The organism is Microcoleus sp. LEGE 07076 (assembly GCF_015207455.1).
In the GTDB taxonomy this organism is placed as follows: domain Bacteria; phylum Cyanobacteriota; class Cyanobacteriia; order Cyanobacteriales; family Microcoleaceae; genus Microcoleus.
In genome coordinates, this window is sequence record NZ_JADEWV010000090.1 from 1 (window position 1) to 25,235 (window position 25,235).

General features: G+C 46.9%; 18 protein-coding genes, 1 tRNA gene and 2 pseudogenes. 20 read left to right on the top strand and 1 reads right to left on the bottom strand.

Annotation, left to right across the window (positions count from 1 at the left end; all coding sequences use genetic code 11):
• Together IQ270_RS16050 and IQ270_RS16055 are read left to right on the top strand one after the other, a co-directional pair.
• Nucleotides 1-226, top strand: a pseudogene (locus IQ270_RS16050) (LD-carboxypeptidase); the annotation flags it as partial.
• 214 nt (nt 227-440) lie between these two features.
• Nucleotides 441-1,247 (top strand): hypothetical protein, encoded by an 807-nt coding sequence (locus IQ270_RS16055; protein ID WP_193974165.1) that lies wholly within the window; start codon nt 441-443, stop codon nt 1,245-1,247.
• A 206-nt stretch (nt 1,248-1,453) separates the two neighbouring features.
• Here IQ270_RS16055 and IQ270_RS16060 read toward each other — a convergent pair whose 3' ends face one another.
• Nucleotides 1,454-2,062: a glutathione S-transferase N-terminal domain-containing protein gene (locus tag IQ270_RS16060; protein ID WP_193974166.1), complete on the bottom strand. Its 609-nt coding sequence runs from the start codon at nt 2,060-2,062 to the stop codon at nt 1,454-1,456.
• A 193-nt stretch (nt 2,063-2,255) separates the two neighbouring features.
• On the opposite strand from IQ270_RS16060, the gene IQ270_RS16065 reads away from it, so the two are divergent.
• From IQ270_RS16065 to IQ270_RS16145, 18 genes and pseudogenes are all read left to right on the top strand, one after another.
• Nucleotides 2,256-2,663: a DUF2358 domain-containing protein gene (locus IQ270_RS16065; protein ID WP_193974167.1), complete on the top strand. Its 408-nt coding sequence runs from the start codon at nt 2,256-2,258 to the stop codon at nt 2,661-2,663.
• Nucleotides 2,664-3,717: 1,054 nt separating this feature from the next.
• Nucleotides 3,718-5,034 (top strand): ABC transporter substrate-binding protein, encoded by a 1,317-nt coding sequence (locus IQ270_RS16070; protein ID WP_193974168.1) that lies wholly within the window; start codon nt 3,718-3,720, stop codon nt 5,032-5,034.
• Nucleotides 5,035-5,696: 662 nt separating this feature from the next.
• A complete protein-coding gene (locus IQ270_RS16075; RefSeq protein ID WP_193974169.1) occupies nt 5,697-8,207 on the top strand; it encodes an MASE1 domain-containing protein in 2,511 nt (836 codons plus the stop codon).
• Nucleotides 8,208-8,751: 544 nt separating this feature from the next.
• Nucleotides 8,752-12,432, top strand: coding sequence for a response regulator (locus IQ270_RS16080; protein ID WP_193974170.1), 3,681 nt, complete (start codon nt 8,752-8,754; stop codon nt 12,430-12,432).
• The gene (locus IQ270_RS16085) at nt 12,425-12,799 is read left to right on the top strand and encodes a response regulator (RefSeq protein ID WP_193974171.1); all 375 of its coding nucleotides are present in this window, start codon (nt 12,425-12,427) and stop codon (nt 12,797-12,799) included. Before IQ270_RS16080 ends, IQ270_RS16085 begins: the two co-directional genes overlap by 8 nt.
• The gene (locus IQ270_RS16090; protein WP_193974172.1) at nt 12,796-13,854 is read left to right on the top strand and encodes an adenylate/guanylate cyclase domain-containing protein; all 1,059 of its coding nucleotides are present in this window, start codon (nt 12,796-12,798) and stop codon (nt 13,852-13,854) included. The genes IQ270_RS16085 and IQ270_RS16090 overlap by 4 nt, the downstream gene beginning before the upstream one ends.
• Before the next feature lie 279 nt (nt 13,855-14,133).
• Nucleotides 14,134-14,652, top strand: a complete 519-nt coding sequence (locus IQ270_RS16095; protein ID WP_193974173.1) for a Ycf51 family protein — start codon at nt 14,134-14,136, stop codon at nt 14,650-14,652.
• Between the two features lie 143 nt (nt 14,653-14,795).
• On the top strand, nt 14,796-15,008 hold the full coding sequence (locus IQ270_RS32325) for a hypothetical protein (protein ID WP_339384186.1): 213 nt from the start codon (nt 14,796-14,798) through the stop codon (nt 15,006-15,008).
• A gap of 33 nt (nt 15,009-15,041) precedes the next feature.
• Nucleotides 15,042-15,398, top strand: a complete 357-nt coding sequence (locus IQ270_RS32330) for a Uma2 family endonuclease (protein WP_339384188.1) — start codon at nt 15,042-15,044, stop codon at nt 15,396-15,398.
• Between the two features lie 232 nt (nt 15,399-15,630).
• Entirely contained in the window at nt 15,631-16,008 is a 378-nt protein-coding gene (locus IQ270_RS16105) for a tetratricopeptide repeat protein (protein ID WP_339384187.1), read from the top strand.
• 693 nt (nt 16,009-16,701) lie between these two features.
• Entirely contained in the window at nt 16,702-17,904 is a 1,203-nt protein-coding gene (locus tag IQ270_RS16110; protein ID WP_193974174.1) for a tetratricopeptide repeat protein, read from the top strand.
• Between the two features lie 80 nt (nt 17,905-17,984).
• Nucleotides 17,985-19,508 (top strand): carboxypeptidase M32, encoded by a 1,524-nt coding sequence (locus IQ270_RS16115; RefSeq protein ID WP_193974180.1) that lies wholly within the window; start codon nt 17,985-17,987, stop codon nt 19,506-19,508.
• 133 nt (nt 19,509-19,641) lie between these two features.
• Nucleotides 19,642-22,062 carry a sucrose synthase gene (locus IQ270_RS16120; RefSeq protein ID WP_193974175.1) on the top strand — a complete coding sequence of 807 codons (2,421 nt, stop codon included), beginning with the start codon at nt 19,642-19,644 and terminating at the stop codon, nt 22,060-22,062.
• Nucleotides 22,063-22,568: 506 nt separating this feature from the next.
• Nucleotides 22,569-23,297, top strand: a complete 729-nt coding sequence (locus IQ270_RS16125; RefSeq protein ID WP_193974176.1) for a peptidoglycan-binding protein — start codon at nt 22,569-22,571, stop codon at nt 23,295-23,297.
• Between the two features lie 130 nt (nt 23,298-23,427).
• Nucleotides 23,428-23,509 (top strand) — tRNA-Leu (locus tag IQ270_RS16130).
• A gap of 369 nt (nt 23,510-23,878) precedes the next feature.
• Nucleotides 23,879-24,028: pseudogene (locus IQ270_RS16135) on the top strand (DUF433 domain-containing protein); the annotation flags it as partial.
• 99 nt (nt 24,029-24,127) lie between these two features.
• Nucleotides 24,128-24,553: a XisH family protein gene (locus IQ270_RS16140; protein ID WP_193974181.1), complete on the top strand. Its 426-nt coding sequence runs from the start codon at nt 24,128-24,130 to the stop codon at nt 24,551-24,553.
• Nucleotides 24,541-24,876, top strand: a complete 336-nt coding sequence (locus IQ270_RS16145) for a XisI protein (protein ID WP_193974178.1) — start codon at nt 24,541-24,543, stop codon at nt 24,874-24,876. The genes IQ270_RS16140 and IQ270_RS16145 overlap by 13 nt, the downstream gene beginning before the upstream one ends.
• Nucleotides 24,877-25,235 lie beyond the last annotated feature (359 nt).

The window sequence follows — 25,235 nt, forward strand, 5'->3', positions numbered from 1 at the left end:
GGGCATTGCTTTGGGGCGGTTCAGTCGCTGCGAGATTGACCCGAAGATTCCTACTTTTAGTATTGCAGAGGTTTTGCGCGATCGGCTCTTAGACTTGAATATTCCCATTGTCTCGGATTTGCCCTTCGGACACGACGGCGTTAACGCAGCTTTACCAATGGGAATTGAGGCCAGTCTCGACGCTGAATCGGGATTGCTGATTTGTGGGGATACATCGCAACTTTAGATGGGACATCAACGTCTATAAGTTAGTAGGGTGCGTCAGGGGGAAAATAATTAATCTGTGATGAAAACAGTCAACCCTGACGCACCCTACAATAAATTAAATAGTCCAGTTGGGTGAGGTTAACACGGTTGGCAGAAATTAGATTTAAAATAGACAGTGTATGCAAATGTCTGCGCCCTGAAAGCACAAAATTTTTAAATTTCCAGAGGTTGATATGAAAACGCACAACTTGTTAAACAGTATTACAGCCGCTGTGCTAGTTACCGGATTGGCACTTACGGGGATTTCGTCGGGTGCTGTTGCCGAACAGATACGAAATAACGATCGCATAGACGGAGTAATTCGCCGCACTTCCCCGATTTACCGTTTCCGAAATATGTGGACACCCGGATCTCCCACGGAAGAATTACGCGGTCAAGAATACACTTTCAGTGCTCGCGAAGGCGACAACATAGAAGTGTTTTTAGACACAGAGAGAAGTCGCGGTTTTACTCCAGTCATGGTGCTGTTTTACGGAAACAACAAACAAGTCGCCTTTACGCAAGACCGTTCTTTTAATTATCAAATTCCTCGCACAGGCGATTACAAGCTGTTAGTATTAGCGAAAGATGCTGCTAGGGGAGGAAGTTACACCCTAGAAGTTGCCGGAATTGATGGCGGCAGACGAGCTAGCAGCGATTGGCGCGATGACAGGCGATACAGCGACCGAAACACTGACAGAAACAGCCGCAGCTACGATGGAGAAAGGATTCTGCAAGATGATTTTGGCTTGCGACCTCTTGATTGTCGCGTGAGACGTACTATGGTAAGAGTCAGGTTTGATGATACCGACAGGGACCAGACTTATTGCGCTGTACCGACTCGCCAGTATCCCCAGGGAGACTATTATTACAATCCGCGCACTAGAGATTTAGAATCGGCGAGGGCGTACAATAATAACAATAACAATAACAATAATAATCGCTGGTACGATCGCGATCAATGTCGCGTATCAGTAGGCGGAGTGTGCGTGACTAGATAAACCGCCAAAAACATCGGGTTTTCCGACAAATTCTAGGGGCGGGGAAAGTGCCTGATATCTAACACAAATCAGAGATTCAATCAACCCGCCTCGACCGATATTACGGTCGATAGAGCTGACAGAATATCGGGATTTTTTTAACCGCAGATGAACGCAGATAAACGCAGATAATATTTTTGTTTATCTGCGGTTCAAAAACTTCTATTTTACACAGATGGAACAGCCATTCCGCGCTCAACTGCAGGACGCTGCTGCAAGGTTTCTACCCAGCGTTTGAGGTGGGGGTGGTTGTCGAGGGTTAATCCCTGAAATTCGTAAATAGCAACCCAGGGGTAGATAGCCATGTCGGCAATTGAATAGTCGCCGCAGATGTATTTGTATTTTGCTAATTGAGTGTCTAATACTCCGTAAAGTCGCAATACTTCTTTTTCGTAGCGCTCCACCGCATAGGGAATTTGTTCGGGTGCAAAGCGTTTGAAGTGGTTGAGTTGACCGAACATCGGGCCGACGCTGGCCATTTGAAACATCAGCCACTCCATAACTTGAAAGTATTCTTCTTTATCTGTCGGTAGAAATTTGCCACTTTTTTCGGCCAGATAGATCAAGATGGCTCCCGACTCGAAGACGGTGATGCCGTTATCTCGATCGACTATTGCCGGAATTTTACTGTTGGGGTTGATGGCGATGAACTCTGGACTAAATTGGTCGTTTTTTGTGATGTCGATGACGTGTACGTTGTAGGGTAAACCTATTTCTTCGAGGGCGATCGAGACTTTGCGTCCGTTCGGTGTGGTAAAAGTGTAGAGTTCGATCATAAGTTTGTCGCCTATTCTCCAGCAGGTATATAGCAATCCTCGCATCAGTTGTGTAATTTATTGTATGGTTCTTCCCACCCATGAAGCTCCCCGATTAAGGGGTAGGTACGGGGCACTACTCTACATATTTTGCGAATTATTTAGGATTGCTATAAACTATATTATAATAATTTTAGGCAAATAGCTAATCATAATGGATATTATTCAAATTCTCAAAGAAGATTACCGCAGATTCCCCGAAAATCAAACTTACAGCATTTATGCAAAAGATGTTTATTTTCAAGACCCACTGAACCGATTTACAGGAGTCGATCGCTACCAAAAAATGCTCGGGTTTATGGGGACTTTTTTTCAACAAATTAAACTTGACTTGCACGATATTTCTCAGTCTGGAGATACCGTAGAAACTCGCTGGACTCTGAATTGGATCGCACCGCTACCTTGGAAACCCAAAATGGCGATCGCAGGTAAGAGCGAACTCAAGATCAACAGCGACGGTTTAATCGTTTCTCACATCGATTACTGGAACTGTTCGCGGTTGGATGTACTCAAACAGCTTGTATTTCCCATCGCAACTAAAGGGCAGATTAACAGTAACTGATTTACTGACAAACGCGGGTCTACCGTAATTACTCTGCTAATTTGTTACCAAAACGCGCTTGCAACCGTTTGGTAAGGCTTGTTGGTAATTGCGAACGTCAAAAACAGCTTTTTTATAGCCAGTTAAGGTATCATTGGCTTTCTCACTACTTAATATCGTGGACGGTTGCATCGGAATCATAAAATCGAGTCAACAGTCAACAGTCAACATCACCTGACGGTGTAACCGGAAATGATATAAATTAATATTTTGGCACACTAAGTACAGAAGACCCCACTTTATGATTGCGAATTCAAGACATTTCTCAAGTGGAAAGCCTGGGAATTGTCGAAAACTCTAATTGACTGCAATCCAGCATACAGGTCTAAAACGGTGTCTTGGACGGGTGAAATTGTCAAAGTCGGTGGAGACGACAATCGAGTCCCCCGCGACTGGTGACAAAATAAACCCGGATCTAAATGGTGCTCGCGCGATCGATCTTGCTTCGGACATTGGTTGATACGCCTTGGTTGAGATCGAATCTCAACTCATGTATTTGTGAGCAAACGTTAGCAAAAAAAGTAAAGGTACTCGGGGTTGATGCGTTTGGCGACAATAGCAGGCTCTTTCGGATATTTGGGGAAAATGTATATTTGGCTGCGGGTAATGGGTAATTGGGAAAAAGGTAATTGGCGAAAAATTCGGGACTAATTTTACCAAGTTCATAAAGTCCCACTACAAATACGAGTATTGCCGAAGCAAGTTATATTTATAAAACAGACATACTAACTGTAGCAATATTTTGTGAATCTACTATTGCTTATTACCAGACATTAGATTAAGTTGTCGCCCAAAGGTCAGGAGAGCCGAAATTCCTTGCTATCGGATGTTGCCACAGGATAGACTAGGAGGCTGAGCTTTCACAATTTTGTTTAAAAATACAACAGCAGGACAAATTAATCCGCTACCCCCGCGATTTGTTAGATTTAGCTTGTTTTACCAACCTCTAAGCATCCGCGTCCATCCGCATCCATCTGAGCTTTAAAAAATCTTGTTCCCTGAAGGAAACTAAAAAATGATTTTATCCAAATTATTTAAAATAATTAAAATGCAGCTAAAACGGGCTGCCTGCATTTTGCTTGCCTTGAACTTGCTAATATTAAGCGGCTGTCAAAACACACAAAAAAACAGCGATACAATCAAGCTAACCCTGTGGCACGGCATCAATCCTCCGCCTAATCGCGACGTATTTCAAACCCTCACGGACAAATTCAATAAAACACATTCTCACATCCAACTACAACCAATTTATATCGGTCAGCCAGATCAACAAATGCCAAAGATACTAACAGCAATAGTTGGAGGTGCAGCGCCAGATTTGCTGTGGAACGTTCCCACAATTGCGGGAAAATTAGCAGAACTCAACGCAATTCAACCTTTAGAAAAATGGCTCGATAAATCGCCCCGGAAAGCCGAAATCGATCCGGCGCTGTTCGAGTCAATGGAACTCGGCGGACACATTTGGTCAGTTCCCTTCGCTACAAACAACGCTGCCATATTTTACCGTCCCAGCTTATTTAAAGCAGCAGGAATCAAACAAGTGCCGCAGAATTGGGCGCAATTAAAGCAAGTAGCCCGATCGCTCACAGGAGACACCAACGGAGACGGCCGCCCAGACCAACACGGCATAGTGCTCTCTCTAGGCAAAGGAGAATGGACAGTATTTACCTGGCTGCCGTTCTTGTTCAGCGCGGGCGGCGAACTCTTAGCCCAAACAGATCGAACTCCCGTACCCCAAATCGACAGTCCCGCTGCTCTGGCCGCCTTAGAATTGTGGAGCGACTTGTTAACAGAAGGTTCCGCAATACTCTCAGCGCCCGAACGCGGTTACGAACTCGAAAACTTTATCGCCGGCAAAGTGGCCATGCAAATCACCGGACCCTGGACGCTATCACAATTGCAGCAAAGTGCGATCGACTACGCAGTCATGCCCGTGCCAGTCCTGAAACGCCGCGCAGCCGTCGCGGGGGGTGAAAACCTATTTTTAATGAAAACCTCCCCAGAACGCGAGAAAGCAGGCCGAGAATTTTTAGAATATGTGATCGGTGAAGAATTCCAAACAGCCTGGGCATTGGGAACAGGTTACTTGCCAATTAACTTAAAATCGAGACAGAGCAAAACTTATCAAAGCTTTGTGGAAAAAAACCCTGTTTTGCAAGTATTTTTAGAACAAATGAACTCGACCCGATCGCGCCCGATCGTCTCAGGTTACTCCCGCCTGTCAGAAAACCTCGGCCGGGCCATAGAAGCAACCCTTCTGGGCAGCAACCCCCAAGACGCCCTTAAGGAAGCTCAAGAGCGTTTGACACTCACCTTAGATATTAGTAAGTGAGATAAGCTGTTGCGGTATTTAAATTGTCTGTCAAAAAAACAATCAAACAATGAGTGGGGTGGGCTCTGCCGCCCGCCCTGAACATAAAATTTAAATGCGCCACAGCTTACAAAGAAAGGAAAAAGACAAAAAGGTAATTGGTAAAACAACTGGCATCGCTTCAGTTGGTTGCGAATCACTATGATTGGCAGACGAGGAATTGCACTCACTCGCTTTCCTGTGTTGAAATCATCTTTGTTGCATCTGCCTGACATCGGTCATTGACCTGTGAACAAAAGATTTATGCAAAAAGTCTAGTCTGTGTGTTCAAAACTAATGGTGCAAAATGTTAGGATGAATCGAGTTGCGATCGCCACGAAACTACCCCCGCAGTCGAGCGGTCATAAATCTTTAACAAAAATCCCAAAATTACAGACCTAATACTTAGCCATCACAGATATATTGGCAAAAAGGGATGCTTCCAAAACTTCTTTGTGCAAATTAGCTCGCACAGCAAAAAAACGCTCCCTCAACTGCGCCACAAAAAGTGATCTCAAAAGGTTCTCCCCCAGGCTACGACCCATGATCTACTATCACCTAATAGAAACATTTTTTCTACCCCGTGCCAGTTCCGTGCCACCTACTGAGACCCTAACAACCATCCACCTTTTCCCCAAACGACAATGCAGAAAAAGTTCCTTAATGCAATCAAAGGACATTCCGGGAGGTACTTCCTCGCAGTAGGCGCGACCGCCGCGCTCTACTTCGCAGCGTCGCAATTGGCAGTTTCCACCCTCACCCTGAGTACAGAAATCTACCCCATGTGGCCAGCAGCAGGAATCGCCCAAGTCGCCATGCTGCTGTTCGGACGGCAACTCTGGCCGGGAATTGCGATCGGAGGCTTCCTGTTCAGCATGAGCGTACCGTCGGCCAACATTGGTACGGCCTTAATCTCAGCAGGCGCCAGAACCTTGCAAGCGTGGACGGGAACTTATCTCCTCCAAGGCATAAACTTTAGCGCCAGACTCGATCGACTCAAAGACGTTTTAGGAATAGTCGGACTAGCAGCCTTCGGATCTACCCTGATCAACTCCACCATCGGCAGCATCGTCGTCTGCCTGACCGGCTTATCTAGCTGGAGCAATTTTGGCACGATTTGGGGGACTTGGTGGGTAGGAGACGCTATGGGAATTTTACTCGTCGGCCCGCTGCTGCTGACATGGCACAAATTGCCCAAAATCCCCACCCAGCGCAAACAGATGATAGAACGAGCGATTTGGCTGCTGCTGCTAGTAGCCGTGGGCTGGCTCGTCTTCTGCTCCCGCACCCGCGCCGCCTACGCCCGCTATCCCCTCGAATACTTACCATTTCCCCTCGTAGTTTGGGCAGCTTTTCGATTCGGCCAGCGCTACACGGCCCTTTCCAACTTCCTCCTCTGTGGCTTCGCCATCTGGGGCATAGCCCGAGGCAGCGGCCCCTTTCTCAAACACTCCAGCAGCATCCCCCAAGCACTCCTATCCCTGCAAGCCTTCATCGCCGTCATCGCGGTGACAGGCTTAGTCTTAGCCGCCACAGTCTCCGAACGCCGCCAAGCCGAAATCTCCCTACGCGCCAGCGAAGCCAGCCTCGCCAACGCCCAGCGCATCGCCCAGCTAGGCAACTGGGACTTAGACCGCAACACCCAGCAATTGCAGTGGTCAGAGGAAATGTACCGCATCCTGGGACGGCGGCCGGGAACTTTTGAACCCAGCCTCGAAGCCTTCTTGAGATACGTGTACCCCGAAGACAGAGAATTGGTCAAAAGCTCGATCGAAGCAGCTTTATTTCAGCAACAGCCCTACAGCATCGACTACAGGCTCGTACTTCCCGACGGCAGCCAACGCACAGTCTGCGAACAAGCCGCTATCAACTCCCTATACATCACCAGCACCGTCCAAGACATCACAGACAGAAAGCGCGCCGAAGCAGCCCTGCGTTCTTCAGAAGAAAGATTTTCCAAAGCCTTTCACGCCTCCCCAGTCGGCATCAGCATCTGCACCGTCACAGACGGATGCTTTCTCGATGCCAACGAAAGCTTTTTGCGCTCGTTAGGCTGGCTGCAGCACGAATTGATCGGTCACACCGCCAATGACTTAGGAATGTTGGTCAATTCAGAAGACGGGCGGCGCATCGCCCAGATGTTGCAAGCACAAAATTCGATCGGCAACCAAGAAATCAAAATTCGCACCAAAGCCGGCGAAGTCCGCGACTGGCTGCTGTCAGCCGAACTCATCGACCTCGACAGCACTCAGTGCATTTTAATCATGACCAGCGACATCACCGAACGCTTGCGTTCCGAAGAATTCCGCCGAGGAAAAGAAGCCGCCGAAGCCGCAAATCGATCGAAAAGCATCTTTCTTGCCAACATGAGCCACGAACTGCGAACCCCCCTCAACGCCATCATCGGCTACAGCGAGATCCTCCAAGAAGACGCCCGAGATATGGGTGCCGAAGAGTTCATCGACGACCTCCAAAAAATTAACACCGCAGGCCAGCACTTGCTAGCGCTGATTAAAGATATCCTCGACTTCTCTAAAATCGAAGCAGGCCGCACCGACTTACATCTCGAAACCTTCAGCATTTTAAATTTGGTTGAGCAAGTAGTCGCCACCATCGTCCCAATGGCCGACAAAAATAGCAACATCTTAGAAATACAGTGCGATGAGGATATTGGCTCCATGCAGAGCGACTTAACTAAACTCCGGCAGTCTCTGCTCAATCTGCTCAGCAATTCCTCCAAGTTTACTTGCTCCGGCGCAATTACTTTCGCCGTCAGCCGCTCCCCCGAAACCCCCGCCGAAGCTGCCAAGAGAGACAAAAAACTTGCAGCGTATAGAGAGGACCGAGCTGAAAATAGCTTGTCTCTATTGTCTTCCCCTCAAGATTGGATCGTTTTTACCGTCAAAGATACCGGCATTGGCATGAGTCCAGAACAGTTAGCCAGAATCTTCGATCCTTTCACGCAAGCCGATTCCTCAACTACTAAGAAGTACGGCGGTACTGGTTTGGGCCTGACTATTACTAAGAAATTCTGCGAAATGATGGGCGGAGACATTACCGCATTCAGCGAGTTGGAGAAAGGTTCTACTTTTACAATTCGGCTGCCAGCTATTCTGGGCGAAACCTCGTTATTCCTCGAAAATTCTGATAAATAGGGCTTTTTGACAGTTGTTTTCGGTCTTTGCCCATTATAGTCTTTCGAGCGTAACATCAGATGCCAAGCAGGCCCGCGCCGGCAGGAGTGGAAGTATCCCGCATACCTCACAAAGCTTGAGAACCGCTATAGATTTTTTTTCTGCTATTTCCTGATGCTTTCCCTACCCAGCTAAAAACCGTCCAATAATTTTATCAAAACTGACATATTTTCGCTCCTGAAACCCGATTGTGTCACCTGAATCGAGTGAAAAAGCTAAATTATTTCGATTAGCAACCGCCAAGATGAGGAGGATATTCTTAATTGCTCAACCCAGGGTTTTATTAATTATTCCTGATTTTTCCTGGCTTCCTTATTCTGTTATAAATATAAGTAGCACCGTCTCAAATAATTGGGATAATAGAGACGAGACGGTCGATCCCCTTCTAGCTCGAACCTGCAATTGGGTTCGATCGCGTACCATTTTACTAATTGTCCGGCTGCGTACAAATACTATTAATTAAAAAGATATACTGTAAAAAGTTGCCCGCAAAGCGCCAGAAATTATGCATCCCCACCTCCAGCGTCAACTCGAACAGCTAAGTTTAGCAGGCGAGTCCTCACCTCCCACTGCTGAGCAGTGGCAGCTATTCTTAGAGCAGGTAAGTTGTAGCTATGACGAAACTCTGAGTCAGCAAGAACCGATCGCCCCAGAGGAACTCACCCCCTCGCCCCAGTCTCCTCCAGACCCTCCAACAGCTTCAGAATTCGATCAGCTGCGATCGACTCTCAACAGTTTCGGGGCGGGAGTGTGCACGGTTGATGGAAAGGGGTTTTTCATCTGGCTGAATCCAGAGGCGGAACGCTTGCTGGGGTGGAAACAGTCAGAAATTGCAGGCGTTTCGCTGCTTTCTGGCATCAACACTCAGGAAAACAAAGGCAAGAAATCCCCTGTTTTGACTGCCCAGAAACAGTCAGCAAGCAACAGCGAAGATTTGCCTGTCGCACCTGCACTATGTTTGCAAGAGGCGATCGCCTCCGGTCAACCTTGCAGCAATTGGGACGGCGAATTTCTGTGCCGCGACGGCAAAAAATTACCAGTTTCCTATTTTTTCAATCCCGCAGTTGACGGGAGCGAAATATCAGTATTGGTGTTTTTTGACATTACAGAACACAAGCGATCGCTCTCAATGCTGCAAGCAGTTATAGAATCTACAGATGCTGGCATTCTCGCGGTTGACAGCAACGGCAATATATGCAATTACAATCAGAAATTTGTCGAGATGTGGGGTTGGTCTCAAGCTGCCGGAAATGTGAGCCGCGAGGCGCTAAATCCGGTACAAAGCTCGATAGAAACATGGTTCCTATTCGCCTCGCGCCAATTAAAAGAACCCCAAGAAATTATCCAAAATTTAATAAAAGTGTCGGTCGATCCACAGCTTAAAATTAGCAAATTATTAGAACTTAAAGACGCAACAATTCTCGAATTAAATTCGCTACCTTCAAAAGTAGGAGCGAACACAGTCGGCAGAGTCTGGAGCTTTCGAGACGTTACCGACCGCCAAAAAGTAGCAAAATCTTTGCATAATCGAGTAGAATTAGATCGGTTAATTGTCAATTTGTCAATTTATTTCATCAGCGGGCCCGGATCGGAAATAGACAAAAAAATCGATCGCACTCTGGAAGAAATCGCCAGATTCACGGGGTTTGACCGCAGTTACATCTACCATTTATCTGAAGACAAAACCAGCGCCCAAAAAACCCACGAGTGGTGTGGCGAAGGCATTTTGGAAATAGAAGACAGCAGCGGCAAACAAATAGACATCGCCCGAATTCCTTGGATTGCAGAAAAGCTCGATCGCGCCGAATGCCTGCAAGTAGGAGACATCCGCGAACTCTCCCCCGCAGCCCAAGCAGAAATTGCCCGGTTGCAAGGCAAAAACCCAGCAGAATTCCTGAGAAACTTCCCACCCCTCTCAGCCGATCGCACAGCAACAGCCTCAACAAATCCCCATGCAAATTCCTCACAAACAGAATTAAACAAACCTCAAAAAAATTTGCAAGCGCTAATAATTATTCCCCTAATTTGCAGTAAAAACCTAGTAGGATTTCTCGGATTCGACAGCTTCCAACCCGCAGCAGGTCGATCGACCGAAATATTAACTCCTCTAAAAATGGTAGGAGAAATGCTAGCCCGTGCCCTAGAACGCCAGCGGGCAGAACTAGCTTTGCAGCAAGAGAAATCAAGCTACCGCAGCATCTTTGAAAACGCCGTCGAAGGCATATTCCAGACCGCCCCAGACGGGCGCTACCTCAAGGCCAACCCCGCACTAGCCGAGATTTACGGCTACCAAACAGTCGGCCAAATGTTCGCCGAACTCGCAAACCTCAACCGCCAAATTTACGTAAACCCCAACCAGCGCGCCGAATTTCTGGCGCAATTGAGATCCCGCCGCCAAGTCTCAAAATTTGAATCCCAAATATACCGCCCTGACGGCACCACAATCTGGATTTCCGAAAACGCCCACAGCATCTGCGACGAAAGCGGGAGCGTTTTGTACTGCGAAGGCAGTGTCGAAGACATAACCGACCGCAAACAGGCAGAATCCGCCATGCAGTCGGCCCTAGAAGCAGCAGAATCAGCAAACCGGGCAAAAAGCACATTTCTCGCCAACATGAGCCACGAACTCCGCACGCCCCTCAACGCCATCATCGGCTACAGCGAAATGCTCAAAGAAGAAGCCGAAGAATTGGGCGGCGGCGAATCCGTCTCGGATCTCGAAAAAATCCGCAGCGCCGGCAAACACCTGCTGTCCTTGATCGACGACATCCTAGATATATCTAAAATAGAAGCAGGTCGAATGGATCTTTACTTAGAAACCTTCGACATCCATGCCTTAATTGAAAGTGCTGTCGCCACAGCCAAGCCGCTGGTAGAGAAAAACGGCAATACCCTAGAAGTGTACTGTCCAGACAACCTCGACACAATGCACGCCGACATGACCAAAGTCCGGCAAGTGCTGCTGAACCTGCTCAGCAACGCTGCCAAGTTTACCAAAAACGGGAAAATTGCCATCGGAGTCGAAAGCATTAAAAATGAACAATTAAGAATGAAAAATCAAGAGGAATCTTCCCAAGTTTTAATTTCCAACTCCGAATGTTTAAGTTTCCGCGTCTGGGACACCGGCATCGGCATGACAAAAGACCAATTGCAGCGAGTTTTCCAACCTTTCACCCAAGCCGATGCCTCAACTACCCGCAAGTACGGCGGCACGGGTTTGGGACTAGCTATTAGCCAGCGCTTTTGTCAGATGATGGGCGGCAGCATAGAGGCCAGCAGCACCTTGGGCTCGGGCACAACTTTCACTGTACTCTTGCCTCGCGCCATCAAACAGCCGGAAATTCCCAGCAAAGTCCGCCAAAGCACTAAAAGTGCTGGCGCACCTGTTGCCGGCACGGTGCTGGTAGTTGACGACGACCCGATCTCGCGGGATTTGATCGAGCGCGCTCTGTCTCGCCAAGGACTGCACATCGAAGTCGCCGACAGTGGCGAGCAAGCCGTCAGGCTGGCTAAGCAACTGCGGCCGGACGCGATTACCCTTGACGTAATCATGCCCGGAATGGACGGTTGGGCGGTGCTTTCTGCCCTGAAGGCAGATCCTGACCTTGCCGAAATTCCCGTAATCCTGCTATCCTTTGTGGGCAACAAAAGCCTCGGCTTTGCATTGGGCGCCTCGGACTACCTCACAAAACCGGTGGACGGCAAACGCCTGGTTGCTTTGTTGAACAAGTACCGGCGCGACCAAGACGGCGTTGCTGCTAACAGTTGGCCCTGTCAGATATTAGTTGTGGAAGATGACGATGCCACTCGCAAAATACTGCGGCGGATACTAGAAAAACAAGGCTGGGCAGTAACGGAAGCTGACAGCGGAATCGCTGCTCTAGAACAGCTAGAAGTTGCTCGCCCCCACCTGATATTGCTGGATTTGATGCTGCCAGAAATGGATGGTTTTGAGTTTATTGGCGAACTTCGTAAGTCGCATTCTGGAGACCCTATACCGATCGTAGTAATTACCGCTAAAGACCTGACGACCGCCGAAAAACAGCAGCTCAACGGCTATGTCGATCGGGTTTTGCAAAAGGGCGTCTACAGTTGCGATACTTTGCTGCGCGATGTTCGCTCTATAGTAAATGACAGGCTCGATCGCAGGTACGACTCGAAAGGCAAGGAGAACACCAATGGCTAAAATCCTGTTGGTCGAAGATAACGAAATGAACAGGGATATGCTTTCTAGGCGTCTGGCCCGCAAGGGACACGAGGTCTTTATTGCTGTTGACGGTGCTGAGGGAGTCTCGATGGCTCTGGCGAAAGTACCCGATTTGATTCTGATGGATATGAGTCTGCCAGTCCTCGACGGGTGGCAAGCAACCCAGCAAATTAAGGCGGCTTCTGAAACTAAGATGATTCCGGTGATTGCGCTGACAGCTCACGCAATGGCAGGCGACCGCGAAAAGTGTCTCGCCGCCGGCTGCGACGACTACGACACCAAACCAGTCGAGTTTCCCCGACTTTTGAGTAAGATTGAAACGCTTCTGAAAGAGGCCATGAGATGAAAGGTGACGAAGGTAGTGTCCTAGTTGTTGACGACAATGAGGTGAACCGCGATTTGCTCGCCCGCCGACTTCAGCGTCAAGGCCACGTAGTGACTGTTGCTGAAGATGGTCTCCAAGCTCTGGAACTAATGCGAAGCGAGCCTTTTGATTTGGTTCTGCTGGACATTATGATGCCGCTGATGAACGGCTATCAGGTGCTGGAAAATCTGAAGGCGGACGAGAAGTTGCGCCACATCCCGGTGATCATGATTTCGGCGGTGGACGATATCGACAGTATTGTCCGCTGTATTGAGTTGGGGGCGGAGGATTATCTTTCTAAACCGTTCAATCCGGTATTGCTCAAAGCTCGGATTAGTGCTTGTCTGGAAAAGAAGCGGCTGCGGGATAAGGAGCAGACTTATTTACGGGAGTTGGCCGAGGAAAAGGAAAAGTCCGAGCGTTTGCTGTTAAATATTTTACCGGGCCCGATCGCCCAGCGCCTCAAAGAAGGAGAAAGTACGATCGCCGACAGTTTCGCTGAGGTAACAGTAATGTTTGCCGATTTGGTCGGTTTTACGAAGCTTTCGGCTCATTTGTCGCCGGCCGAGTTGGTAGAGTTGCTCAACGATATTTTTTCAGCTTTTGACGAGTTGGCCGATCGCTACGGGCTTGAGAAAATTAAGACGATCGGCGATGCTTATATGGTAGTTGGCGGTTTGCCCAAGCCGAGCGACAACCATGCCGAAAGCATTGCCGAAATGGCGATCGACATTCAAACAGCAATCGCTCAGATGCACACCAAAGGAGGTGAGCCGCTCAGCATCCGCATCGGCATCCACACCGGTCCGGTGGAAGCTGGGGTAATCGGTACTAAAAAATTTACTTATGATTTGTGGGGAGACACGGTAAATACAGCTTCCCGGATGGAATCTCAAGGTGTCCCTGGCGCCATTCAGGTGACAGTTGCTACCTACGAACGCCTTCAGGATAAGTACGTTTTTGAGGAGCGCGGCGTGATTTCGATCAAAGGCAAAGGCGATATGATGACTTATCTGCTGGCGAGCAGAAAGGCTTAATTAGTCATTGGTCATTAGTTGTTAGTCATCAGTGATTAGTCATTGGCAAAACAGGTGAAACAGGGCTATTAAGGCACTGGTATTGGTTATTTGTGATGTCGTTCTTGGTTGAATAGGATTTTTTTAACCGCAGAGAGCGCAGAGGACACAGAGAGAGAATGGAGAGATGAATACAGGAGGATGCTACCGGATTTGATATTATTTGTTGGTTGTTATTTGTGTTATTTTAGTTGTTAGTGACAGTCAACAGTCAACAGTCAACAGTTACCAAATCAACAAATGAACGTAAATTCTAATCTTTTAATGTATGCCCAATGGGCGGGAATTCTGACAGCAGCTTTGTTTGTTTTAACAATAATAGCATTTATTTTAAAATGGGGCTTTCGCTTCCGTTTGGTAGGAGTGACAAGCTTTATGGGCGTAATTGCTGCGAGTATATTTGGTCTGGGTTTGGGACTGTTTGCCCGCACAGAAATTCCAGGCGCAGTTCGCTATTCTTTGGTTTACGATACTGGCGGCGCTCAAACAGTAGTTACCGTGCGACCTTCGATTACTGAATCGCAGTTAGAAGCAACGATGCAGCAAGCGGCTGCGGATTTGTACTCTCCAGGGCGCTCTGGACGCGGAAGAGACTACATGACAATCCGCGTTCGGACGATCGTACATCCTGAACCGGGACTGTCGCAGCCGCTGTTTTTGGGCGAGGTGAGGCGATCGCTCGCGGTTAGGTATGATGACAAAATGGCGATCGACATCTACCCCGAAAAAGTTGCTATTCTGAAAAAGTATCAAGCTTAAACATCAATTATTCGGCGGTTGAAACCGCGTCTAAACAAACAAAGTCCGCGCAACGCGAGACTAAGAAACTACTTGTTACCAGGCTCTGCCTGGTAACGCAGATCCAGAGGCTCTGCCTCCAATTTTAGGGATAATTAAAAAAAATGATTGCAATCACCAAACAACAATTAAAATTTAACGAATTTATTGCTATTTGCCCGGAAGATGCTGTTTGTGAATTGGTGAATGGAGAGATTGTCAAAATGGCAACTACCAGAAATCACGATGATGTTGCTCAATTTACAGACAGACAGTTGTATCAAGAGTGCGATCGGCTGAAACTCAACTATTTAGTAAAACGAGGCATCACGATTTAAACTACCACAAAAGAAGGTATAGAACAAGGACGAATTCCTGATGTCAGTTTTATCGATCGCACTTTGTGGCGCGCTGAACGCAAAGCTTATGCCGCACTGGAATCGCCGATTCAGTTAGCTGTGGAGGTAGTATCAACTAATTGGGAAGATGATTATGTTGACAAGCTAGATGAATACGAACGTTTATGTATTGCTGAATACTGGATTATTGATTATTTGGCGATCGGCAAAAGAGAGTATTTGGGAAACCAAAAAATACCGACAGTATTTGTTTTGTCGCTAAATGGTGAAGGAAAATATCAGCGCACTCAGTTTAGAGATAACGAACAAATTGTTTCGCCCACTTTTCCAGAATTATTGCTGAAGGCGGCTCATGTATTATTAGCATAGTGCTAGGGTGTGTTGCTATGAAAAATTCTTAACTAAATTTCGACAATCTCATAGCGACGCACCTGATAAAATAGTGATTGTAAGGTGCGTCCTGGCCGAAGATTTTAACCACTTACTCAAGGATTTATCCCTGCTCCACCCTAGGTTTATACTTGGCAAAATGAGAGTTTGATGAAGAAAAATAAATGATCAGAATAGAAGATAACTTTTAAATTCCCAATAAAAACTGGAGTTGGTAATAATTAAAACTTTGATTTATCGAGCTGGACAAACACCAGAACAAAAAGCCGAATTGTTTTTTTTACAAGGTGTATTGTATGAATCTGCTCAAGAATATACAGAGGCGATAGCCTGCTACGACAAAGCCTTAGAAATCAAACCAGATTTACACGAAGCTTGGCACAATCGGGGCGTTGCACTGGTTAATTTAGGCAGATTGTCAGAAGCGTTAGCCTCCTACGACAAAGCCTTAGAAATCAAACCAGATTTACACGAAGCTTGGCACAATCGGGGCTATATACTAAATGATTTAGGCTGGCATGAAGATGCGATCGCCTCTTACGACAAAGCCTTGATAGGGATTTGCCTTTGGGTGCGGGCGGGTTTATGAAATTGTCGGTTTGAGGCAATTATTGTTGGTAAAACCCTCGCCTTGTATGGTGCGTCGCTGTGATATTTTCGAGTTTTGTAAGTAGATTGTTGATGGCGATACACCATACGATAGCTAGCTGACGCGAGAGGATACTGGAACACGAATCGTCAGAGAACAGGAAGGAAAGGCGATCGCTACTATTATTACTTATGCTGACCTGAAGCGACTGGAAGCACTAGAAGCAGCCCTAATTGACAAAGCAAAACTACAAGAATATGAATGGCTAAAAGCTGCGATCGCAAATCCAGCCTTTGATTCTCTGAGAGACTCAGCGGCAGATATCTACACTTTAGCTGATGGCTTGCCCTTCCACGACTCAGAATGCATTAAAACAGTAGCGATAGAGCTTAATTTTGGTTCCCTCCTCGACCCTGAAAAAGACATTTAAATCTTGGGTGAGGTTTGTCATACCTCATGCCGATCGCCCTTTTTGCGCTTATACGCAATTCATGAAAAAAAATAGTATTAATCTATACCTAGAAACCAGAGAGTTGCGTATAGATTAGAAAAGGTTGAAAAAATTGCAGAGTTACTATAAAATTGCGATAAATAACCAGATATAGGCGATCGAGTAATTTCGATAGCCAGCACAAAACCTTAAATAGAAAAGAAAAAGCGACAATTTTAGAAAAAATAATGAGGTGAAACCCCTTGCAAAAATTAGCCAGCAGAGAAAAGCCGATTGACTCGGGGGAACAATCTATATCAGTCAACGCCCAAAAGGCTCAAACGCTATACGATCGCGGTAACGCCCTAGAAACAATGGGACGGTTGTCAGCAGCGCTAGAATCGTGGTCCAAGGCGATCGAACTCGAACCAAAATTTTATGAAGCCTGGTACAACAAAGGCGTAGCCCTCAAAAAACTGGGACGGCTAGAAGAATCGATCCGGGCGTACAATAAATCCTTAAAAATCAAAGCAGACAATCCAGAAGCCTGGTACAATCGCGGTAACGTTTTGCGGAAGCTAAACAGACTCTCAGAAGCGATGGCATCCTACGAACAGGCGCTCGAACTAAAGCCAAACTATCACGAAGCTTGGACGAACCGCGGCAACACTCTCGTTAACTTAGAAAAAATATCAGAAGCGATCAACTCCTACAACAAAGCCATCGCCATCACAGCAGACTACTTTGAAGCTTGGTACAACAAAGCATTTGCCCTGAAAAAATCAGACCAAAATACAGCGGCAATCGCCTGCTACGACAAAGCGATCGAACTAAAACCAGACTTGCCTCAAGCCTGGTACAACCGCGCCGCAGTCCTAGCCGACGAAAAACTCTACCCTGAAGCAGTTGCCTCCTACGACAAAGCCCTGCAACTGCAGCCAGATGCCGCTGAAGTCTGGAACAAACGCGGCACGGCGCTCGCCAAAATGGGAAAATTTGAAGCAGCGATCGCCTCCTGGGACAAAGCCCTCGCACTCAAGCCCTCAGACAGCGAAACCTGGTACAACCGCGGCTTGGCCAACGCCAACTTACAACGCTTTGAAGCAGCAATCGCTTCTTGGAACAAAACCCTAGAATTGCAGCCAGACAACACCGAAGCCTTGTACAACCGCGCCGTCGCCCTCAAAAAAATCCAACGATTTACCGAAGCGATCGCCTCCTACGATAAAATCATCGCACTCAAACCTGACGATCCACATATTTACTATCAAAAAGCCTGCATTTACGCCGAACAAAAAGCAGCAGGCGAGAGCAAAAACAGCCCCGAAACCGAAGCCAGCATCACCGACAAAGCGATCGAAAATTTGTCAAAGGCGATCGAACTCAATCCTAAGAAATACCGGAAAATGTGCAAAAATGACTCTAAATTGCTTACAATACGGGAACAAGTGCGGTTTTTAGCTTGATTTCAGGGTAGGCAATGATTGATGGAGACCGATGCCGCACAGCAACCTTTTTAGGCAAAACAGCACCTCAAACCCCAATCATGCAAACCCTAGACAAAACTCAAGCAAAATTTGCTCAACTCGCAGCCCACCTCAGAGAAATTACGGACATCGAATCAGTCTCCTCCCTGCTGCACTGGGATCAGGCAACTTATATGCCAGCCAAAGGTGCAACAGCCAGAGGCCGCCAGTTGGCCACTCTCAAACAAATATCCCACGAAAAATTTACCGACCCCAAAATTGGCGAACTCCTAGAAGACTTGCGTTTCTACGAACAAACCCTCCCCTACGACTCCACCCCAGCCAGCCTGATCCGCATCGCCCGCAGAGACTACGATCGCGCAGCCAGAGTCCCCGCAGCCTTCATGTCCGCACTCTGCCACCACCAAGCCGACTCCTACGAAGCTTGGGCCTCCGCCAAAGCAGCCAACAACTTCGCAGCCGTTGAGCCTTATCTCGAAAAAACCCTAGAATTAAGCAGGCAGTACGCTGACTTTTTCCCCGGATACGAACACATTGCCGATCCTTTGATCGATCGCAGCGACTACGGCATGAAAGTATCCATCCTGCGCCCGCTGTTCGACCAACTGCGTCAAGAATTAGTCCCCATAGTCGAAGCCATCACCTCCCAACCCCCCGCCGACGACTCCTGCTTGCACCAAAACTTCCCAGAAGCCCAACAACTAGAATTCACCCGCACAGTCGTAGAACGCATGGGGTACGACTTCCAGCGCGGACGGCAAGACACCACCCTCCACCCCTTCATGACCAACTTCTCCATAGACGACGTGCGAATCACCACCCGCGTCTACGAAGATCACCTCGATCAAGCTTTGTTCAGCAGCATCCACGAAGCCGGACACGCCCTCTACGAACTCGGCAATTCCCCAGAATTTGAAGGCACACTCCTCGCAGGTGGCATTTCCTCCGGCGTGCACGAAAGCCAGTCGCGGCTTTGGGAAAATTTGGTCGGGCGCAGCCGCGGTTTTTGGGAATGCTTCTACCCGCAACTTCAAGGCGTGTTTTTGCGACAGTTGGGACAGGTCACCACCAACCAATTTTACCGGGCAATTAACAAAGTCTCGCGATCTCTCGTCCGCACCGACGCTGACGAAGTAACCTACAACCTCCACGTCGCCATCCGCTTTGACCTAGAATTGGCAATGGTAGAAGGCAAATTAGCAGTGCGAGACCTCCCCGAAGCCTGGAACGAACGCTATAAAACTGACCTCGGCGTTGTCCCCGCTACCGACAGCGACGGTGCGATGCAAGACGTTCACTGGTACGTCGGGACGATCGGCGGAATGTTCCAAGGTTACACCCTCGGCAACTTGATGAGCGCTCAATTCTACGAAACCGCAGTCAAAAACCATCCCGAAATTACCGTACAAATAGAACAGGGAAACTTTACCGTACTCCACGACTGGCTCAAACAAAACATCTACCAGCACGGCCGCAAATACACCGCAGTCGAATCGATCGATCGCGTGACCGGTTCACCTCTAAGTATCGATCCGTTTATCCGCTACATCCGCCACAAATACGGGGAATTTTATGTCATTTGAGAGAGAGCAATTTCAGATTGCCAACTTTAAAATGACATAAAAAAAAGTACGCGCCTCCAAAAATAGGGCGATACTAAAATAGTATCGCTCTATTTTTAAGGTAAAAATCAAAAATTTCTAAAAAGGGGTATCTATGTCTGAACTCTTTGAGGCTGTTATAGCCAGTGACGAAAAAACCGACTTGCGGCAATTTGCCAGCGATTTGCGGGCTTTGGGAAACAAATATTTACTGCGAAACGACATAGTTAGTGCTTTGGCCGCCTATTGCACCAAATACGAAAAGCCCGAACAGTTCCATCAATCTTCTCATTTGAGCAAATTGATTTACTACGTTCAGGAAATTATTGTTGAAGAAGGCAGCCTTTGCGTCCTGCTGCGACCAAAAATTGCCACAATCGAAATAGTGCGACTTGGAGACGACTTGACACTAGAACCGATGACAGTCAAAGAATTGCTTGACGTGCGCGATCGCTTCGTCAACCACTTTCACCCCCAAGAAGGCAACATTTTTGAACTAGATTTCGGCCCTTTTTACGACTATTCCCCCTCCATCCGCGACCCAAAAAACATCGGCAAAGGAGCACAGTTCCTCAACCGCTACCTGTCCAGCAAACTGTTTCAAGATCCCAGACAGTGGCAGGAAACTCTATTTAATTTCTTGCGAACTCACCGCTACAACGGCGTACAATTACTAATTAACGATCGCATAAAATCCCAAGAACAACTTTCAGAACAAGTCAAAAAAGCCCTCACCTTTGTCAGCGAACTTTCTGAAGACGAACCCTACGAAAGATTTCGATTTGTCCTGCAAATGATGGGTTTGGACGCAGGTTGGGGAAATACCGCAGCCCGCGTCAAAGAAACCCTAGGAATTCTCGACGAATTAATTGATTCCCCCGATCCGCAAACCTTAGAAGCATTTATTTCTAGGATTCCGATGATTTTCAAAATCGTCCTAGTTTCCCCTCACGGCTGGTTCGGTCAAGAAGGAGTTTTGGGGCGACCGGATACTGGCGGACAAGTGGTTTATGTCCTCGATCAAGCGAAGAATTTAGAAAAACAACTGCAACAAGACATTCATCTTGCCGGTCTCGATAGTTTGGGCGCAAAACCTAAAGTAATTATTGTCACCCGGTTAATTCCTAACAGCGACGGCACGCGCTGCAACGAACGTTTGGAAAAAGTTCACGGCACAGAAAATGCCTGGATTCTGCGGGTTCCATTCCGGGATTTTAATCCCAAACTAACTCAGAATTGGATTTCGCGGTTCGAGATTTGGCCTTATTTGGAAACTTATGCGATCGATGCCGAGAAAGAACTGCTGGCTGAGTTTCAGGGCAAACCAGATTTAATTGTTGGCAACTATTCCGACGGCAACTTAGTTGCATTTTTGCTGTCGAGAAAACTCAAGGTTACTCAGTGCAATGTTGCCCACGCCCTGGAAAAATCTAAATATTTGTTCAGCGATCTCTACTGGCAAGAATCTGAGGAGAAATATCATTTTGCGCTGCAATTTACAGCAGATATAATTGCGATGAATGCGGCTAATTTTATTGTCAGCAGCACCTATCAAGAAATTGTGGGCAAACCCGATAGTGTCGGGCAGTACGAATCGTACAATTGTTTTACAATGCCGGATTTGTACCACGTCGTCAACGGCATTGAATTGTTCAGCCCTAAATTTAATGTTGTGCCGCCGGGAGTTAACGAAAGCGTGTATTTTCCTTACACGCGGATAGAAGAGCGGGTGCAGGGCGATCGCGATCGGCTAAACGAACTGCTGTTTACCCTAGAAGACCCGGAACAAGTCTTCGGAACACTCGACGACCCGCAAAAGCGCCCTTTATTTTCGATGGCCAGGCTCGATCGCATTAAAAACATGACAGGCTTAGCAGAATTGTTTGGCAAAAGCCCAGAATTGCAAGAAAAATGCAACTTAATTCTCGTAGCCGGCAAACTCAAAGTCGAAGAAACCGAAGACTACGAAGAAGCAGAAGAAATTAAAAAGCTCTACACAATTATCGAGCAATACAACCTGCACGGCAAAATTCGCTGGCTGGGAGTGCGGCTTTCCAAAAGCCTGTCCGGCGAAATCTACCGGGTAATCGCCGACGGCCAAGGTATATTTGTTCAGCCCGCTTTATTTGAAGCTTTCGGCTTGACAATTCTCGAAGCAATGATTACCGGCATTCCCACTTTCGGGACGCAGTTTGGCGGGCCGCTGGAAATCATTCAAGATGGGGTTAATGGGTTTTATATCAACCCGACCAACCACCAGGAAACCGCCCAAAAAATTCTCTATTTTTTATCGAAATGCGAACAGAATCCCAACTATTGGTATGAAATTTCCACGCGAGGAATTGACCGAGTTTACAGCACTTATACCTGGAATATTCACACAAACAGGCTGCTAACCTTGGCCAAAACTTACGGTTTCTGGAACTATTCGTCTCAGGAAAATCGCGAAGATATGCTCCGCTACATAGAAGCGCTGTTTTATCTGATTTACAAGCCGAGAGCGAAGGCTTTATTGGCAGAACACGCAAAGCGGTAATTGGCGAGTTTGGCTTCATCAGCAGTCGGTTGAGACCGACAACTTTGCCTCTGGTCAATAAACTTTGTACAAGACCTGCTTGTAAAGATTTGTGAATGAAAGCAGGTTTTGTACAATCTGAGTTAGGCTAATATTAATCATGAAAAATATTGCTACACATGAAATCGGTGCAGCTATCAGCAGGGACAAAGTAATCTTTTGTGCGGTGGGGATAACTAGGGTTTTGAGTAATTGAAAAAAGATTGAGAATTGTAGCAAGACATTTTTGAATTGGTATAAAAAATCGGTTTGCGAGGAAAACATCGGTTTTGGTAAGGAATTATCTCTGAATCAATTCGGTTTGCGAGGAATAGTGCGAACCCGTCCTTATTTCTAACTGTCTCTATTACCAAAAGTTCTAAAGGCACGAGCAGATATTTCTCAGAAAGCGATCCGGATAATACAATGAAATTGAGAAACCTGAAAACAGGGAAACCTTGTCAAACTTTACCAACAGGATGAAACTTATGCGTGTAACTACTGTTACGATTTTCAGCTTGCTAGCTCTGCTCGCTCCCGGGTTGAGCAGACAGGCAAATGCAGCCTTCGACTCCAAACCCTTTGTACAGGAACAGTACCGCAGAGACTTTGTGGGGCCCGCCGATCCTGGTGCCTCGCCACAGCCTGATGCTGATGCTCGAGGAGATATGTTTAACAAGCCTTTTTATGCAGGGGAGCAAAAGCCTGTGAGAAAGGAAAAAACAATCTCGGCGGGTGCAGACGGGCCTGAAGTTGCCGCCATACAGCAGCGGTTGCAAGTTCACGGTTTCGAGATCGGGAAAATCGACGGTTCCTACGGTTCTCGCACCAAATCGGCTGTCAGTGCTTTTCAGCAGTCTAAGGGGTTGAATTCCGACGGCATTGTGGACAAAGGAACTTGGACAGCTTTAGCAGCAGATCCGGTGTCAGCTTCTGAAAGTTTGCAAAGCGATGCTGTACTTCCAAGCGACGATCGAGTTCAGAAGAGTGCTGCGGTTCCGACAAATCCTGCAACTGCTCTGACTAAAGGCGCGGCGGGTTCTAAGGTGAAGACCTTACAGGTGCGTTTGGAAATGCAGGGTTACGATCCCGGCCCGATCGACGGTATTTTTGGTGCTCGCACTGCTACGGCTGTCAAGAGCTTTCAGGAGTATAAGGGTTTGACGGCTGACGGCGTGGTTGACGAAATCACCTGGAAGGCGATCGGGCAAAACTAAGCGACGAGTTAAAAATACGGAAAATTGTTGTGGCGATGAATCATCAGTGAACCCGGTGTCAAAAAAAGACCGGGTTTCTGAATGTTGACAGATAGCTTTGTTGTGTGCGATAATAGTAAAATGTCTAAATGCGGATATGGCGAAATTGGCAGACGCGCCAGATTTAGGTTCTGGTTCCGAAAGGAGTGAAGGTTCAAGTCCTTTTATCCGCACTGAAAATATAATTGTCAAAAAACACAACCCAGCAAATTGTCCGGGCTGTGTTTTTCAGATTGATTGATACTAAATCTGCATTATTTAAAACTCTTTTCATAAATATTTTCAGGAAATTCTAAAATTTCTATGACTCGATTTCTGTAAATCCCTTCAAATGCTTGGAACAAAATTCACCTCGCGTGCAAAGTATGGTCGATCGACTCGCTAGCTAACAATTCCAGTCTCACAAATATTCCCCACTTCGATCGCAATTTAGACAGTGCTTGGCATTATTACGATCGCCACCGCGCAGAGATCGATCGCATGATAGTCTCCCATCAAACCGAATAGTAGAATACTAGATGGGTAAAAGAGGGATTTTTGATATGGAACTGAATCAGTATTTTGATTTCTTAGCAGCGGATGATATTCGGATTAAAGGACATCGCATCGGGATTGAGACAGTGCTGTATGAGTATTTGTATCGGGAACGCACCGCCGAAGAAATTCAGCAATTCTATCCATCTCTAACTTTAATAGTTTTAGCGATCGCACTATAAGGTGAACTCACAAGTAAAAATACTGCCACTTGGTTATCGAAGGAGATATGATAGGAATAAGTAAGTTAGTTATCAATCGATTATGTCTGCCAAAGATTTTTTCATGAAGTTGTCAAAACAGCGTTACAAAAGGATGGTTGGCGGATTACCCACGATCCATTTATGATTAGTGTGGGTGGTGTGGATATGTCGATCGACCTGGGTGCCGAAAAGCTGATTGCGGCAGAACGGCAAGGTGATAAAATTGCTGTTGAGGTGAAAAGTTTTTTGGCAAGGTCGTCACCTATCTCGGAATTCCATAGAGCATTGGGGCAGTTCATAAATTATCGAGCAGCACTAAAGCAAAAAGAAGGCGATCGCATTTTATATTTAGCCGTACCGTTAATAACTTATGAAGAATTCTTTCAACTAGAGTTTCCGAAGGCAAGGGTTGAGGAAAACGAGGTAAAAATCATAGTGTACGATATAGCGAATGAGGCAATTGTACAATGGAAAAATTAATCAAATATAGGCAAATCGTGCAGCAGATGTTGCGCGAGTATGGCAATCGCAAGCCGGCTCACGGAGACATTGAAGTCGAGACAATATTTGATACAGAACGAGATCATTACCAAGTCTTTCTGGTGGGTTGGGATGACCAAAAGAGAGTACATCACTGTAGCATTCACATTGATATCAAGCGCGGAAAAATTTGGCTTCAGTGGAATGCGACTGAAGATGATATTGCTGAGGATTTAGTAATAGCAGGAGTTCCCAAGGAAGATATAGTTTGGGGATTTCAGCCGCCTTTGATGCGGAAATATACGGGTTATGCAGTGGAATAGAGAGCAAATTAGTGAAAAACCCGGTTTCTACGGGTTACGTGCGGGTGGCCAGAAACCGGGTTTTTACGAAAATTGTTGGTGATAGCGTAGAAACTCAAAAAAACCCGGTTTCTTAGATTATGCGCGGGTGGCTAGAAACCGGGTTTTTACGAAAATTGTTGGTGATAGCGTAGAAACTCAAAAAAACCCGGTTTCTTAGATTATGCGCGGGTGGCTAGAAACCGGGTTTTTGCGAAAATTGTTGGTGATAGCGTAGAAACTCAAAAAAACCCGGTTTCTTAGATTATGCGCGGGTGGCTAGAAACCGGGTTTTTGCGAAAATTGTTGGTGATAGCGTAGAAACTCAAAAAAACCCGGTT